16 protein-coding genes are annotated in these 15,339 nt (G+C 42.8%); 14 read left to right on the top strand and 2 right to left on the bottom strand.

Annotated elements, in window-relative coordinates; all coding sequences use genetic code 11:
• Window positions 1–72: 72 nt before the first annotated feature.
• A complete protein-coding gene (gene rnpA, locus E2626_RS07600; RefSeq protein WP_134381155.1) occupies window positions 73–429 on the bottom strand; it encodes a ribonuclease P protein component in 357 nt (118 codons plus the stop codon).
• A 71-nt stretch (window positions 430–500) separates the two neighbouring features.
• The gene (gene rpmH / locus E2626_RS07595) at window positions 501–635 is read right to left on the bottom strand and encodes a 50S ribosomal protein L34 (RefSeq protein ID WP_082029149.1); all 135 of its coding nucleotides are present in this window, start codon (window positions 633–635) and stop codon (window positions 501–503) included.
• A 996-nt stretch (window positions 636–1,631) separates the two neighbouring features.
• On the opposite strand from rpmH, the gene dnaA reads away from it, so the two are divergent.
• From dnaA to E2626_RS07525, 14 genes are all read left to right on the top strand, one after another.
• Window positions 1,632–2,978 carry a chromosomal replication initiator protein DnaA gene (dnaA, locus tag E2626_RS07590; protein ID WP_134381154.1) on the top strand — a complete coding sequence of 449 codons (1,347 nt, stop codon included), beginning with the start codon at window positions 1,632–1,634 and terminating at the stop codon, window positions 2,976–2,978.
• Window positions 2,979–3,168: 190 nt separating this feature from the next.
• Entirely contained in the window at window positions 3,169–4,305 is a 1,137-nt protein-coding gene (dnaN, locus tag E2626_RS07585; RefSeq protein ID WP_134381153.1) for a DNA polymerase III subunit beta, read from the top strand.
• A 137-nt stretch (window positions 4,306–4,442) separates the two neighbouring features.
• Window positions 4,443–4,664, top strand: a complete 222-nt coding sequence (yaaA, locus tag E2626_RS07580) for a S4 domain-containing protein YaaA (RefSeq protein ID WP_134381152.1) — start codon at window positions 4,443–4,445, stop codon at window positions 4,662–4,664.
• A gap of 4 nt (window positions 4,665–4,668) precedes the next feature.
• Window positions 4,669–5,793 carry a DNA replication/repair protein RecF gene (gene recF, locus E2626_RS07575; protein WP_134381151.1) on the top strand — a complete coding sequence of 375 codons (1,125 nt, stop codon included), beginning with the start codon at window positions 4,669–4,671 and terminating at the stop codon, window positions 5,791–5,793.
• 6 nt (window positions 5,794–5,799) lie between these two features.
• Window positions 5,800–6,054 carry an extracellular matrix regulator RemB gene (gene remB / locus E2626_RS07570; protein ID WP_134381150.1) on the top strand — a complete coding sequence of 85 codons (255 nt, stop codon included), beginning with the start codon at window positions 5,800–5,802 and terminating at the stop codon, window positions 6,052–6,054.
• Between the two features lie 22 nt (window positions 6,055–6,076).
• Window positions 6,077–8,014, top strand: coding sequence for a DNA topoisomerase (ATP-hydrolyzing) subunit B (gene gyrB / locus E2626_RS07565; RefSeq protein WP_134381149.1), 1,938 nt, complete (start codon window positions 6,077–6,079; stop codon window positions 8,012–8,014).
• 273 nt (window positions 8,015–8,287) lie between these two features.
• Complete coding sequence (gyrA, locus tag E2626_RS07560) at window positions 8,288–10,813, top strand: DNA gyrase subunit A (protein WP_134381148.1); 2,526 nt, start codon at window positions 8,288–8,290, stop codon at window positions 10,811–10,813.
• Between the two features lie 93 nt (window positions 10,814–10,906).
• Window positions 10,907–11,989 (top strand): HD-GYP domain-containing protein, encoded by a 1,083-nt coding sequence (locus E2626_RS07555; RefSeq protein WP_134381147.1) that lies wholly within the window; start codon window positions 10,907–10,909, stop codon window positions 11,987–11,989.
• Window positions 11,990–12,161: 172 nt separating this feature from the next.
• Window positions 12,162–12,686, top strand: a complete 525-nt coding sequence (locus tag E2626_RS07550) for a sigma-70 family RNA polymerase sigma factor (RefSeq protein ID WP_134381146.1) — start codon at window positions 12,162–12,164, stop codon at window positions 12,684–12,686.
• Entirely contained in the window at window positions 12,637–12,924 is a 288-nt protein-coding gene (locus E2626_RS07545) for a DUF5345 family protein (RefSeq protein ID WP_134381145.1), read from the top strand. The genes E2626_RS07550 and E2626_RS07545 overlap by 50 nt, the downstream gene beginning before the upstream one ends.
• Window positions 12,917–13,138, top strand: a complete 222-nt coding sequence (locus E2626_RS07540) for a transcriptional regulator (protein ID WP_134381144.1) — start codon at window positions 12,917–12,919, stop codon at window positions 13,136–13,138. Before E2626_RS07545 ends, E2626_RS07540 begins: the two co-directional genes overlap by 8 nt.
• Entirely contained in the window at window positions 13,126–13,317 is a 192-nt protein-coding gene (locus E2626_RS07535; protein WP_134381143.1) for a PLD nuclease N-terminal domain-containing protein, read from the top strand. The genes E2626_RS07540 and E2626_RS07535 overlap by 13 nt, the downstream gene beginning before the upstream one ends.
• Window positions 13,318–14,214 (top strand): ABC transporter ATP-binding protein, encoded by an 897-nt coding sequence (locus tag E2626_RS07530; RefSeq protein ID WP_134381142.1) that lies wholly within the window; start codon window positions 13,318–13,320, stop codon window positions 14,212–14,214.
• The gene (locus tag E2626_RS07525) at window positions 14,211–14,981 is read left to right on the top strand and encodes an ABC transporter permease subunit (protein WP_134381141.1); all 771 of its coding nucleotides are present in this window, start codon (window positions 14,211–14,213) and stop codon (window positions 14,979–14,981) included. The genes E2626_RS07530 and E2626_RS07525 overlap by 4 nt, the downstream gene beginning before the upstream one ends.
• The last annotated feature ends 358 nt before the right edge of the window (window positions 14,982–15,339 follow it).

Below are 15,339 nucleotides of genomic sequence, written 5' to 3'. Positions count from 1 at the left end.
CCTGTCTACCATTTAATTCTTTCAAATTTAATAACCACCCGTTATTGTATCACGTTTGGTCAAATTGAACCTCTATTTCTCAGAACTTTCACTTTTAAGAACGCGTGACTTTTTCAACACATGTGTCAGGCTTTTTTTCGTTTCATGAAAATTCAAATCAGCTGCCGGTTTTCTCGCAATCACAACGTAATCATAAGAAGGATTCAGCTCATTTGACAGTTCATGAAACACCTGTCTGATATAACGTTTAATTTGCACGCGCATCACTGCATTTCCGACTTTTTTGCTGACAGACATTCCAAGACGAAACGCTTTCTGATCCTGCTTTTTCAAACGGTACAAAACAAACTGGCGGTTCGCCATAGACGTTCCTTTTTTAAAAACTGCCTGGAACTCAGGGTTCTTCTTAATTCTCTGCTCTTTTTTCATCAGGCCACCCACAGTTTTCGAGATTTTCCGGTATTTAAGCGAAAAAAGACCACTGAGTGGAATCAGTGGTCTTAAGCAGACAATACTTTACGTCCACGTTGACGACGACGAGCAAGAACTTTGCGTCCGTTCTTCGTGCTCATGCGTGCGCGGAATCCGTGTACTTTACTTCTCTTACGAGTATTTGGTTGAAATGTACGTTTCATAGTAAGACACCTCCTAAAAAGATCATTTATATATATGATCAGAACTCTAAACATTCTAAGTCATTATAGCGATGACAAATATCAACTGTCAATGTTCAATTCGTGCAACCACTACATCATAACATCACTGCACAATGCATTCAATAGAAAATTAAAAAATAATTTAGTTATGAGACCAGGGGAGAAATATTCAAATTTAAAAAGTGGGAAGTAACAGCTGCGGAGATCTACACGGAGTCTTCGGTTGGACAATAGAAACACGGTCCACGACCACACCACCCGGCCCTTAACACTTAAGCGCCGGGTGGTTGCACCATTAGACATGAGACCAGCACCACAACTTCTGAGATACGCGCAACTTGTTACTTCGGATTCTGCCAGGAACTCAGCGGAAAGTATATTTACTTCCAAACTCTCTACTATAGAAGAAAGCCACCATTCCCAAAATTCATTACCTGATTCGACAGACATTAAAATCTACGCATCATATTTCTTCACTCTACACAAAGAAAAACGAAATCTATTTTCGCACACTAAAAAATTTATCTCTCATTTCAATCTGAATATATTTAGCAGCAAACTCAAATTCTCTCAATCTGTTAATAACTTTGCACATCAAATTCCGACCAGAAAATATTATCCACAGCGCTTATCGACACCTTTTTCACAGGTTCACCCCTTGTGGATAGTCAAAATCCACCTGTTGAAGGGGATGTGGATAAATATGATCAGACATTGCACTGATTGGTTTTATTTGATATTATAGTTGTGTTTTCACTCTGTATAACTTTTGACAGATTTATATTATCCACAAATGTGGATAGCCTGTGGATAAATGTTTTCACATGCATGTAAAAAGTTGTCCACAGCTGCTGAATATTGTCGATACATCACGAATTCGGCTTTTTTCATTATTCATGATGATGTATATATATGAATTTTCACTTTCGGGAATGTTTTTCTCGAAAAATAATAGCAAAAGGAGGGGGCATTTAGTTGGAAAATATCACGGATTTGTGGAATCTCGCACTTGAAGATATGGAGAAAAAAATCAGTAAGCCCAGCTTCGAAACCTGGCTGAAATCGACCAAAGCATTCTCACTTCAGCGCGATGTATTAACCGTAACCGCACCGAATGAGTTTGCACGGGACTGGCTTGAAGGTCATTATTCTCAGCTGATCGCCGGGGTTTTAAAAGAAGTGACCGGAGAAGAGCTCGCAATAAAATTTATTATTCCTCAAAATCAGGATGACAATGATTTTGATCTGGCAGCGCCACCTAAAAAGCCTGTTGTAGATGATGAACAGCAGGAATGGTCGAAAAGCATGCTGAATCCGAAGTATACATTTGATACTTTCGTTATTGGATCAGGTAACCGATTTGCACACGCTGCATCACTTGCTGTAGCAGAAGCACCCGCGAAGGCTTACAACCCACTGTTTATTTATGGTGGAGTTGGACTCGGTAAAACACACTTAATGCACGCGATTGGTCATTACGTACTGGAGCACAACCCTAACGCCAAAGTCGTTTATTTGTCTTCAGAAAAATTTACGAATGAATTTATTAATTCAATCCGTGATAACAAAGCGGTGGATTTCCGCAATAAATACCGTAATGTAGATGTACTCTTAATAGATGATATTCAATTTCTGGCCGGCAAAGAACAAACGCAAGAAGAATTCTTTCATACTTTTAATACACTTCACGAGGAGAGCAAGCAGATTGTCATCTCCAGTGACCGGCCGCCCAAAGAAATTCCTACATTGGAAGACAGGCTGCGCTCCCGTTTTGAATGGGGCCTGATTACAGATATTACGCCGCCTGATTTAGAAACAAGGATCGCCATTTTACGCAAAAAAGCAAAGGCTGAAGGGTTGGATATTCCAAATGAAGCAATGCTTTATATTGCGAATCAAATAGATTCTAATATTCGTGAACTTGAAGGTGCACTGATCCGCGTTGTCGCATACTCATCTCTGGTCAGCAAAGATATCAATGCAGATCTGACTGCAGAGGCACTGAAAGATATTATGCCAAGTTCAAAGCCCAGAGTTATTACGATCATGGATATTCAAAAAACCGTTGGGGAGCACTTCAGTGTAAGGCTTGAAGACTTTAAAGCAAAAAAGAGAACAAAAACGGTTGCTTTCCCGCGCCAGATAGCCATGTATCTTTCGAGAGAACTGACAGATTTCTCTTTGCCTAAAATCGGGGAGGAGTTTGGCGGTCGTGATCATACAACCGTTATTCATGCCCATGAAAAGATCTCAAGATTACTTGTTGAAGATGACTCTTTGAAGCATGAGATCAAAGAAATCAAAGCTGTCCTTCAAAAATAATCTGTGTACAAGTGTGGAAGAAGGGTACATGCCTGAACACATGATATCCACATGTGGAAAACCTGCATGATCATTCATTAACAGGCTTATCCACATATCCACAGGACCTACTAGTACTATTACTATTAATTTAAAAAATAATATATTATATAACTCGCAGCAGAATGCGAAGAGTTGGAGGCTATATCACATGAAATTTCAGATCCAGCGAGATCGACTGGTTGATGGCGTTAATGACGTGATCAAAGCAGTATCATCAAGAACGGCAATTCCAATTTTAAGTGGTATCAAAATTACTGCACACGATGAAGGCATCACACTGACTGGCAGTGACTCAGATATTTCAATTGAATCTTTTATTCCAAAAGAAGAAGATGGAAAAGAGATTGTAAATGTTGAGAAAACCGGCGGGATCGTTTTACAGGCCAAGTTCTTTGAAAGTATTGTTAAAAAGCTTCCGCTTGATACAGTTGAAATTGAAGTACATTCTCATCTTCAGACAGTCATTCGTTCTGGTAAATCAGAGTTCAACCTAAATGGCCAGGACGTATCAGAATATCCGCGTCTGCCTGAAATTGAAGAAGACAGTGTACTGAAAATCCCTACAAACCTTTTAAAAACAATGATCAGACAAACAGTTTTTGCAGTGTCCGCGTCAGAAACACGCCCTATCTTGACAGGTGTAAACTGGACTGTGGAAGATGGTATCCTGAACTGTGTTGCAACAGACAGCCACCGTCTGGCGATGCGCAAAGCGCCGATTAACGGTGGAAATGGAGAACCTTATAAAGCAGTGATTCCAGGTAAAAGCCTGAATGAACTGAATAAGATTCTTGATGACACGGCGGATGAAACTGAAATCGTGATGACTGAAAACCAGGTTCTTTTCCGTGCGAAACACGTTTTATTCTTCTCGCGTTTACTGGAGGGGAATTATCCAGATACATCACGTCTTGTACCTTCAGAAAGTAAAACGGAGATGACAATCGGCGGTAAGGATTTCCTTCAGGCGATTGATCGTGCCTCTCTTTTAGCGAGAGAAGAAAGAAACAATGTCGTAAAGCTGAACATCAGTGACGAAGGCAATGTTCAGATTTCATCGAACACGCCTGAGATCGGAAAAGTTGTGGAAGAAGTTCACAGCGATGCAACGACTGGGGAAGAATTGACGATTTCATTCAGCGCAAAATATATGATGGATGCGCTGAAGGTACTTGAAGGTGCTGAAACGAATATTCAGTTTACCGGTGCAATGAGACCTTTCGTGCTTCGTCCAACTGGTGATGATTCTATTTTGCAGCTGATCACACCTGTAAGAACGTACTAACATATTAAGCAAAGCAGCCGGATTCCTTAGGCAGGAGTCCGGTTTTCGCCATTTTTAAAGCATGAGGTTTCCTTTGTTTTCAGGGCCTGTTTGGGGTAAAATAAAAGGATAAGCCAATCTGGAAAGAAGTGATGAATATGACTGAAAAAATTACGATTCAGACTGAATATATTACGCTGGGGCAATTTTTGAAATTAGCGAATGTGATTCAAAGCGGAGGTATGGCGAAATGGTTCCTCGGCGAGCACGATGTATTTATTAATGATGAGCAGGACCAGCGCAGAGGACGTAAGCTGCGTGACGGCGATGAGATTTTCATCCCTGAAGTAGGTAAGTATCAAGTAAAATCGGAAGGGTAGCAGCATGCACATTGAGCAGCTTAAGCTTACTCACTATCGAAATTATGAGGGGCTGACACTATCTTTTGATAACAATGTCAACGTAATCCTCGGAGAAAACGCCCAGGGCAAGACAAACGTCATGGAGTCCATTTATGTCCTGGCGATGGCAAAATCGCATAGAACGTCAAATGATAAAGATTTGATACAATGGAATGAAGAGTATGCTAAAATAGAAGGTAGAGTGATGAAGCAGCACGGTGCGCTTCCCTTGGAACTTGTGATTTCAAAAAAAGGGAAGAAAGCAAAAGTCAATCACCTTGAACAATCAAAACTTAGCCGCTATGTCGGCCATATGAATGTTGTTATGTTTGCGCCCGAAGATCTCCACCTTGTAAAGGGGAGCCCTCAAGTAAGGCGTCGTTTTATTGATATGGAGATTGGCCAGGTTTCAGCTGTCTATTTACATGACAGCAGCCTTTACCAGAAGATTCTGCTTCAGCGAAATCACTATCTGAAACAGTTGCAGTCAAGAAGGCAGACAGATCAGACCATGCTGGAAGTATTAACTGACCAGTTTGTAGAGATGGCTGCCAGAATTGTTGTGCGCCGTTTTCAATATTTAAAGCTTTTGCAGGAATGGGCGGAACCGATTCATAAAGGAATCTCACGGGGGCTTGAAGCACTTGAAGTCGTGTACAAGCCATCTGTTCAGGTAACAGCAGCGCATAACCAGCAGGAAGTTGAGAATATCTTCCGTGAAAAGCTGGAATCAGTCCGGCAAAGAGAGATTGAACGCGGCGTTACATTGGCAGGGCCACATCGTGATGATTTGCAGTTTTTGGTGAATGGTCATGACGTCCAGACATTCGGCTCACAGGGTCAGCAGCGGACCACCGCCCTTTCAATCAAGTTAGCTGAGATTGAATTGATCCATGCGGAGATCGGGGAATATCCGATTCTGCTTCTGGATGATGTACTGTCGGAACTGGATGATTACCGCCAGTCCCATTTACTGAATACGATTCAGGGCAAAGTACAGACCTTTGTAACGACCACTAGCGTGGAAGGGATTGACCATCAGACACTGAACGAAGCGACAACATTTATTGTCGAAGATGGTGTGATGAAAAAAACTGGAGGGGGCTGACCCGAGATGTATGTGCATATTGGGGAGGACGCAATGGTTAGAATGAATGATATCGTGGCGATTATGGATGTACAGGCAGCAGAAGACTCTCTGATCATGGAGCAGTTTATGAAAGATAACGACAACGGCATCGTTGATCTCTGTCAATCAGCCTGTAAATCAATTGTCATCACTGATTTCAAGGTTTATTTATCCCCATTGTCCTCAGCAACCTTGAAAAAAAGAGCGGAAAAAATGAGCAGGCCTTTAGGCCGTAAGTAATAGAAAGTGCAGGTGAGATCGCGTGGCAACAGAAGATACAAAAATCCAAGCCTATGATGAGAATCAGATACAGGTGCTTGAAGGTCTTGAAGCAGTAAGAAAGCGTCCGGGAATGTATATCGGATCAACTGCCTCGAGAGGACTTCACCACCTGGTGTGGGAAATTGTTGATAATAGTATTGATGAGGCACTGGCAGGCCACTGTGACAAAATTTCAATCAGAATCACAGAAGATAACTGGATTGAAGTTGAAGATAACGGACGTGGAATTCCGGTCGGTAATCATGAAAAGATGGGCCGCCCGGCTGTTGAAGTCATCATGACTGTGCTGCACGCCGGAGGTAAATTCGGCGGTGGCGGTTACAAGGTTTCCGGCGGTCTTCACGGCGTTGGGGCATCTGTCGTTAACGCTTTATCTGAAGAACTGCAGGTATATGTCCATCGTGATGGAAAAGTCTATAACCAGGTTTACAGACAGGGTGTGCCTCAGTTCGATTTGAAAGTGATCGGTGAAACGGACCATACAGGAACGGTTACCCGATTCAAAGCAGATACAGAAATTTTTACTGAGACGACTGAATATGAATTTGATACGCTTGCAAACCGAGTAAGAGAGCTGGCTTTCTTAAATCGCGGACTTACACTTGAAATAGAAGATCAGCGTGAAAAGGATGAAGAAGGAAACAATATCCTTAAGCGTTTTTATTATGAAGGCGGTATTAAGTCATATGTAGAGCACTTGAACCGTACGAAAGAAGTGATCCACCCTGAGCCTGTATTTCTTGAAGGGGAAAAGGATGGCATTTCCATCGAAATCTCTATGCAGTACAACCAGGGCTATTCAAGCAATATTTATTCTTTTGCAAATAATATCAACACGTACGAGGGCGGAACGCATGAATCAGGGTTCAGGACTGCTCTTACACGCGTGATTAATAATTATGCTTCACGAAATAACCTGTTGAAGGATGCAGACGGTAACCTTTCAGGTGAAGACGTGCGGGAAGGTCTGACAGCGATTGTTTCAATCAAGCATCCGGACCCTCAGTTTGAAGGACAGACGAAAACGAAGCTTGGTAACTCAGAAGCAAGAACGATTACAGATCAGCTGTTTTCAGAGCACTTCACGAAATTTTTGATGGAAAATCCTCAGGTTGCACGCCAGATCGTTGATAAAGGTTCTATGGCAGCGCGTGCCCGTATGGCGGCGAAAAAAGCACGTGAGCTGACGCGCAGAAAGAGTGCGCTTGAAGTATCAAGTCTTCCGGGTAAGCTGGCTGACTGTTCTTCAAGAGATCCTCACATCAGTGAAATTTATGTCGTGGAGGGGGACTCTGCCGGTGGTTCAGCCAAGCAGGGCCGTGACCGTCACTTCCAGGCGATTCTTCCGCTGCGTGGTAAGATCATCAACGTTGAAAAAGCGCGTCTTGATAAAATCTTATCGAATAATGAAATCCGTGCCATCATTACGGCACTTGGAACAGGAATCGGCGAGGACTTTGATATTTCCAAAGCCCGTTATCATAAGGTTGTCATCATGACAGATGCCGATGTCGATGGTGCGCACATCCGTACACTGCTGCTGACATTCCTATACCGCTATATGCGTCAGATTATTGAGGCAGGCTATATCTACATCGCTCAGCCGCCACTTTATAAAATTACGCAGGGTAAAACGATACGGTATGCCTATACTGAACGTGAAATGAATCGCATCTTATCAGAAATGTCGCCAACACCAAAGCCCGGCTTACAGCGCTATAAGGGTCTTGGAGAGATGAATCCTACCCAGCTGTGGGAAACAACGATGGACCCTGAATCACGTACGATGCTTCAGGTGAGTCTGAAAGATGCAATCGAAGCAGACGAAACATTCGAAATCCTGATGGGCGACAAAGTAGAACCGCGCAGACTGTTTATCGAAGAAAACGCTGCTTATGTAAAAAATCTGGACGTATAACTTTTATAAATGCGGAGGGGTAGGCTGTCCTATCCCTTCTTCCATTTCGTTTTGTAAAGATAAAAAGTGAGATTTCACAGCTGATGATTGAAGTGCAGGGCGGTGACTCCTGCGGAAAAACGATCGTGAAAGACCCCGGAAGGCAGTGGTTTTCTGCCTGACCTGAGCGTTCGTCCGCGGAAAGCATCCGCCCGGAACGGAAATCAGAAGCCAACTTTACAGAGCCAGTCTTTAGAACAGAGTGATTTGTAGGGAATAGGAGGTTTTTCTGTTATGGCTGAAACGCCGAATTCGAATGTTCATGAAATTAATATTAGTCAGGAAATGCGTACATCTTTTATGGATTATGCGATGAGCGTAATCGTATCACGTGCACTTCCTGATGTAAGAGACGGCCTAAAGCCGGTTCACCGTCGTATCCTGTATGCGATGAATGACCTCGGTATGACGTCTGATAAAGCATATAAAAAATCTGCCCGTATCGTCGGTGAAGTAATCGGTAAGTACCACCCGCACGGTGACTCTGCCGTATACGACACCATGGTTCGTATGGCGCAGGATTTCAGCTATCGTTATATGCTCGTTGACGGTCACGGAAACTTCGGTTCTGTCGACGGTGACGCAGCAGCGGCGATGCGTTATACAGAAGCAAGAATGTCGAAGATTTCAATGGAAATTCTTCGTGACATTAATAAAGATACAATCGACTACCGTGATAACTATGATGGTTCTGAACGTGAGCCGGTCGTTCTGCCATCACGCTTTCCAAACCTTCTTGTAAATGGTTCAAGCGGAATTGCAGTCGGAATGGCAACCAATATTCCGCCTCATCAGCTTGGAGAAGTCATCGATGGCTTGCTTGCCTTCAGTGAGCACCCAGAAATTACAATCGGTGAACTGATGGAGTATATTCCAGGACCGGACTTCCCTACAGGTGCACTCATTCTCGGACGAAGCGGTATTCGCCGTGCGTACGAAACAGGACGCGGTTCTGTTGTCCAGCGTGCTAAGGTGGAGATTGAACAGAAAGCCAATGGCCGGGAAACGATTCTTGTCCATGAGCTTCCATACCAGGTCAACAAGGCGAAGCTGATTGAAAAAATTGCAGAACTGGTTCGCGATAAGAAAATTGACGGCATTACAGATTTACGTGATGAGTCTGACCGTACCGGTATGCGTATTGTGATTGAAGTGCGACGTGACGCTAATGCAAACGTACTGTTGAACAACCTTTACAAGCAAACCTCCCTTCAGACAAGTTTTGGGATTAATATGCTGGCACTTGTTGACGGCCACCCGAAAGTATTAAATCTTAAAGAAGCACTGCATTATTACTTAGAACACCAAAAAGTTGTCATTCGACGCAGAACAGAATTTGAACTGCGTAAAGCAGAAGCACGCGCACATATTTTAGAAGGTTTGCGCATTGCGCTTGATCATATCGACCAAATCATCGCATTGATTCGTGGTTCACAGACGACTGATCTTGCAAGAGAAGGACTGATGGAACAGTTCAGCCTTTCTGAAAAGCAGTCTCAGGCCATTCTTGATATGCGTCTTCAGCGTCTGACAGGACTTGAACGCGATAAAATCGAAGAAGAGTATCAGGCACTTGTTGAATTGATTAAAGAATTGAAAGAAATTCTTGCCAATGAATCACGTGTGCTTGAAATCATTCGTGAAGAGCTGCTTGAAGTAAAAGAGCGCTTCAACGACAAACGCCGTACTGAAATTACAGTAGGCGGAGCAGAAATGATTGAAGATGAAGATCTGATTCCGAAAGAAAACCTGATTATCACCCTTACACATAACGGTTATATCAAGCGTCTTCCGGCTTCGACATACCGAACGCAAAAGCGTGGAGGCAGAGGGATACAGGGAATGGGCACGAATGATGACGACTTCGTTGAACATCTGCTGACGACTTCAACCCATGACACCATCCTGTTCTTTTCAAATAAAGGAAAAGTGTATCGTTCGAAAGGGTATGAAATCCCTGAATTCAGCCGGACAGCGAAAGGTCTGCCGCTGGTCAACCTGCTTGAGGTAGATAAAGATGAAACCATCAATGCGATGATTCGTGTAGAAGAGTTTGATGAGAATTCTTATTTCTTCTTTACGACGAAACGCGGTGTTTCCAAGCGTACACCGGCGACTGACTTTGCTAACATCCGAAACAACGGACTGATTGCGATTAATCTCCGTGATGATGATGAGCTGATTTCGGTTAAATATACTGATGGTGAACGCGAAATTATTATCGGTACTAAGAATGGTCTGATGATTCGCTTCCCGGAAACAGATATCAGATCAATGGGCCGTACAGCAGGCGGAGTGCGGGGCATCAGGCTGAATCAGGATGATATCGTGGTTGGAATGGAAATACTCGGCGAAGGAAACGATATTCTTGTCGTAACAGAAAATGGTTACGGGAAGCGTACGCCTGAAGCTGAATACCGCGTGCAGTCACGAGGCGGTAAAGGGATTAAAACATGTAACATTACAGAGAAAAACGGCCGTTTAGTTGCTGTAAAAGCAGTGTCCGGTGAAGAGGATATCATGATCATTACAGCGCATGGTGTTCTGATCAGAATGGACGTAGAAGGTATTTCACAGACAGGCAGAAGCACACAGGGTGTGAAGCTGATCCGTCTTGGTGAAGAAGAACTCGTTGCAACTGTCACGCGTATTGAAAAAGAAGAAGAGCTTGATGAAGCAGTTGAAGATATGGAAGAGCACGGAGAATCTCCGGATGCACAACCGGATTCTTCAGATACAGATACAGATACAGAAGAATAAGTTTTTAAAAGAAAGCAGGAAAAAAACCCCTGCTTTCTTTTTTTTATGTGATAAAATGATTAAAAAGAACTAGAAGTTAGGAGGTGTGTCTCAGTGAGAGTAAGCGTATATGATTTAACGGAAGGATGCAAAATTGCTGAGAATGTGATGGGTTTAACCACTCAACCGATTGTAAAAAAAGGAACTGAGCTTAGCGCCATTCACCTTGAAGCGCTGAAAGCTTTTAATATTCAGCAGGTTGAAGTTTTTTCAAAGCTGGCAGATGGCAGTGATTTGGACGCTGAACCTGTTCGTGAAGGGGCAATTGAACCATCTGAAAAATTTGAAGCACAGCCGTTTAAAAAACAATACATAGAATTGATTAATTATTATAATGGTGTCTTTAATGCATGGCAATCTGGTGGAAAGTTAGATATCGTTGCTTTAAAAAGCAGACTGATGCCGCTTTTAAGACAGTCTTCAAAAGACAAAAGCATCATTTACCAGCTTCACCGCTGGTCGGAAGCTAAAAATTATATTGCGCATCATTCGGTATCTACTGCGATTATCAGTTATCTGCTTGCTGAAAAAGCAGGATACGATCAGGGAGGTTGTATGCAGTTCGCTGTAGCAGGCATCTTAACTGACACCGGCATGGCAAAAATGCCTATTTCCATTTTAAAAAAATCAGGTGCGCTCAATCAGGAAGAAGCAACAGAAATCCGTAAGCATCCGTTATACAGCTATCAGTATGTCATGGACAGTCCGCTGTTAAGAAATGAAATGAAATCAGCAATCCTTCAGCATCATGAGCGTCTTGACGGGAGCGGCTATCCAAAAGGCAGCAGAGGCAGCGAGGTTTCACGTTCATCCCAGGTGCTTGCACTCGCAGACGTATTTCATGCCATGACGTCAGAACGGCTTTACCGCGCAAAAAAATCACCATTTAAAGCGCTGGAAGTCATATGGGAAGATGAAATGGGCAAATTTGATATTGCGCTGTTAAAAGCCCTTCAGGAAATTGTAGGCGGGCTGGCAACAGGCACACGCGTTATATTGTCTGATGAGCGGACAGCAGAAGTCATTTTCACACAGCCGCAGCACTTGTTAAGACCTATCGTAAAGGCGGCAGGGACAGAAGAAATGATAGATCTGTCAAAAGAACGGAAGCTATATATTGAACAGGTTATTTCTTAATTGAAATAACCTTTTTTATATGGCTGCTTATAAAGGGGGCTGCTGATCTCCGTCTGAAGCGGAGCGGAACCATTCCAATAGATAAAACATTTTCATTAAAAATTAATTTTGAATTGAACAAATTGAATAACTTAAACGTATAACCAATACAAACAAGAAAAGGAGGGGCGGTATGAGCAGGGATCGAACGGAGCAGCTGAGTGAGTGGCTGCATGACAACTATTCATTTTTATATGCTTACCTTGTGAAGCTGACACTGCATCCGGCTGAAGCGGAAGATCTTGCGCAGGATACAGTCATTCGCTGTATCGAACGATTCTCGCAGTTCCGTCAGGAGAAATCTTCCTTTTCAACGTGGATGATCCAGATCGCAACCAACTTATGGCTGGATAAAAAACGCAGAAAAAAACGGGAGCAGCATTACTTGAATAAGCAGCAGCTTGAATGGCAGCTGGGAGAAGGTATTGGAATAGAAGTTGCCGAGGCACTCAGAACACTTAAAGATCATCACAGGATCCCAGTCGTTCTAAAATATTATTACGGATATTCTTATGAAGAAATGGCAGTTATCTGCAGCGTTTCAATTGGGACTATAAAATCCCGACTGCATCACGCAATGGCAAAATTAAGAAAGGAGCTGGAAGATGATGAAGGACAAAACGGAAGAAAAATTGATCAAAGGTCTTCAGGCGTTTGATCGGCTTGAGAAATCAGCGCCTCCGCGTGAATCATTCAACCTGATGATCAATGAAATCAGGCAGCGGCAGAAAAGAGAACTCATCTGGTTTATGGTGGCTGCATTATTCATTGTATCGATCACTGTATTAATTCTGATTAATGAACCGATTTTATATGCAGCAGGCCAGCTTCTGTTCTTAATGGTTGCAGGGATCGTTGTGTACGTAAGAAAAAGCAGGGTGAAGCAACATGAATGATGTGAACCCACTGCTTTTTATATTGATTGTCTGTCTGCTGATTGCTCAAAGTACATTTTTATTTACTGATGCAAGAAAACGCGGGCATGCAAAGTGGTTCTGGGGAGTCTGGGGAATGATTCAGACACCAATGCCACTGTTGTTTTATCTGCTATGGTCACGTGTACTGCAATCATATTTTCAAAAAAGGAGAGAAAATAAATGGATGGAGTAAATTTCGCCATCATTGCGCCGCTTGCTTTTATTAATGTCATTCTGGCAGTGATAGCATTAGTTGATTTATTCAAAAGACCCTCTGTTAATGGTCCCAAATGGGTCTGGGCACTGGTTATTATCGTCATCAATCTGATAGGTCCGATTTTATATTTCGTATTTGGCAGAAGGGATAACTAAATGATTACAGTTAACGAACTGACAAAAACATACGGTTCAGTTACGGCAGTTGATCAGCTTTCTTTCAGTTTAAAACCCGGAAGAACGACAGCATTGGTCGGTCCTAATGGAGCCGGAAAAACAACTGCCCTTCATATGATCAGCGGATTGTCCTCACCGACAAAAGGCAGCATTCAATTTGATCATCAGCCGGCAGATCCACGGGAATATATCGGATTTCTGCCGCAGTACCCTTCATTCTATAGTTGGATGACAGCAAAAGAGTACCTCGTTCTTGCAGGGAGACTTGGAAAAAAGTCAAAACAGGAAACAGTGATAAAAGCAGATGAACTGCTTGAGAGAGTCGGGCTTTCAGCACACGCCGGCAAAAAAATCGGTGGATTCTCAGGAGGCATGAAGCAGCGTCTCGGGATTGCCCAGGCACTCATTCACAGTCCGAAGATTCTTCTGCTGGACGAACCTGTTTCAGCACTCGATCCGGCAGGCAGAAAAGAAGTCATGACACTGTTAAAAGAATTAAAAAAGGAAATGACGATTTTATATTCTACTCACGTCCTTCATGATGCACAGGTATTATGCGATGACGTACTAATGATGAATCAGGGAAAGAAAGTGCTGTTTGATTCAATTGATCGTGTCTATTTACAATACGAGCGTCCTGAAATGGTCTTACGTGCTGATCAGCCTCTTCTCGAATGGGGTAAATCATTTGGTGAAAGACATCCTGGTCTATTAATAGAGATAAGTGAAAACACAGCAGTGATTAAAGGGAAAGAAACCGCTGAACTCCGAAAAATCATTCTTGAGGAAGCACTGACCTATCAGCTGCCTCTTCGCTCACTTGAAGTCGGTACAGCTTCACTTGAAGATGTCTTCCACGAGGTGATGAAAAAATGAGCGTACTATTCAAAAAGGAAATGCTTGAAATGGCTAGAAGCTATAAATGGGTCTGGATGCCGCTTGTCTTTATTGCGCTTGGCATCATGCAGCCTCTGACCAGTTATTATCTCCCTGATATCCTTGAAGAGTTTGGCGGTCTTCCTGAAGGTGCGGTATTTGAAATCCCTCTCCCGGGTTCCGAGCAGGTTTTCGCAGAAACGCTAGGTCAGTTTTCACAGATTGGTGTATTTGTAGTCGTACTTGCATTGATGGGGTCACTTGCAGGAGAGCGTTCGAGCGGGACGGCCATTATGATACTCGCTAAGCCTGTTTCCCATGCCAGTTACTTTTTAGCTAAATGGGCAGCGGGTATGCTCCTTGCAATCGTTTCATATCTTACTGGAGCGGCTGCAGCACTTTATTATATTTTTTTACTATTTGACCCAATTGCATTTGAGCAGGTTCTGTTATCTTCACTATTTTATATGATGTGGCTGTTATTCACGGTCACATTGGTATTGTTTTTAAGTACATGTTTGAAAAGGAGTGCAGCTGTGGCAGGAGCAGGATTGGTCATATTAATCGTTCTTGCGTTAGCATCCTCTATTTTTGTAGAACCTATGATGTGGACGCCTGGTCATTTACTGGCGCTTTCAAACCTGGCAATTCAGAGTGAAATGCTTGATGGTCTATGGAAGGCAGTGATCAGCACAATCGTTGTGTGTGCAGTAATGGTTAGTGGGGCAATCGGCTATTTGAAACGGAGAGAGTGGGTGCAGGGATAATGATTTTGCGTCTGATAGCCGGTAAAGGTGTCAGGCGTTTTTCTATTGATTTGGATGACACGAAAATTGTGATAAATAATCTAAATTAATAGTCTTTTTCAAAAGTCTTGCGTTTGTACAAAGTCCCATGATATATTATTCCTCGTTGCTTCAACAGCGCAGCAAACAATTGAATGACAAAGCGAAAAAGTTTTTCAAAAAAGTGATTGACTTAAAACGCTGAAAGATGTTATGATATATTGGTCGCTTGAGAGAGCAACGCCGCGTTTCTTCCTTATAAAGAAGTGAAGCGGAAAGAAGTACTTGAACCTTGAAAACTAAACAACCAAACGTCAACGTTTAAGATTTTAAGTCTTTT

Source organism: Jeotgalibacillus salarius (assembly GCF_004405125.1).
GTDB lineage: Bacteria > Bacillota > Bacilli > Bacillales > Jeotgalibacillaceae > Jeotgalibacillus > Jeotgalibacillus salarius.
Note: the sequence above shows the minus strand (reverse complement) of the source record. Positions and strands in the feature narration are given on the sequence as shown.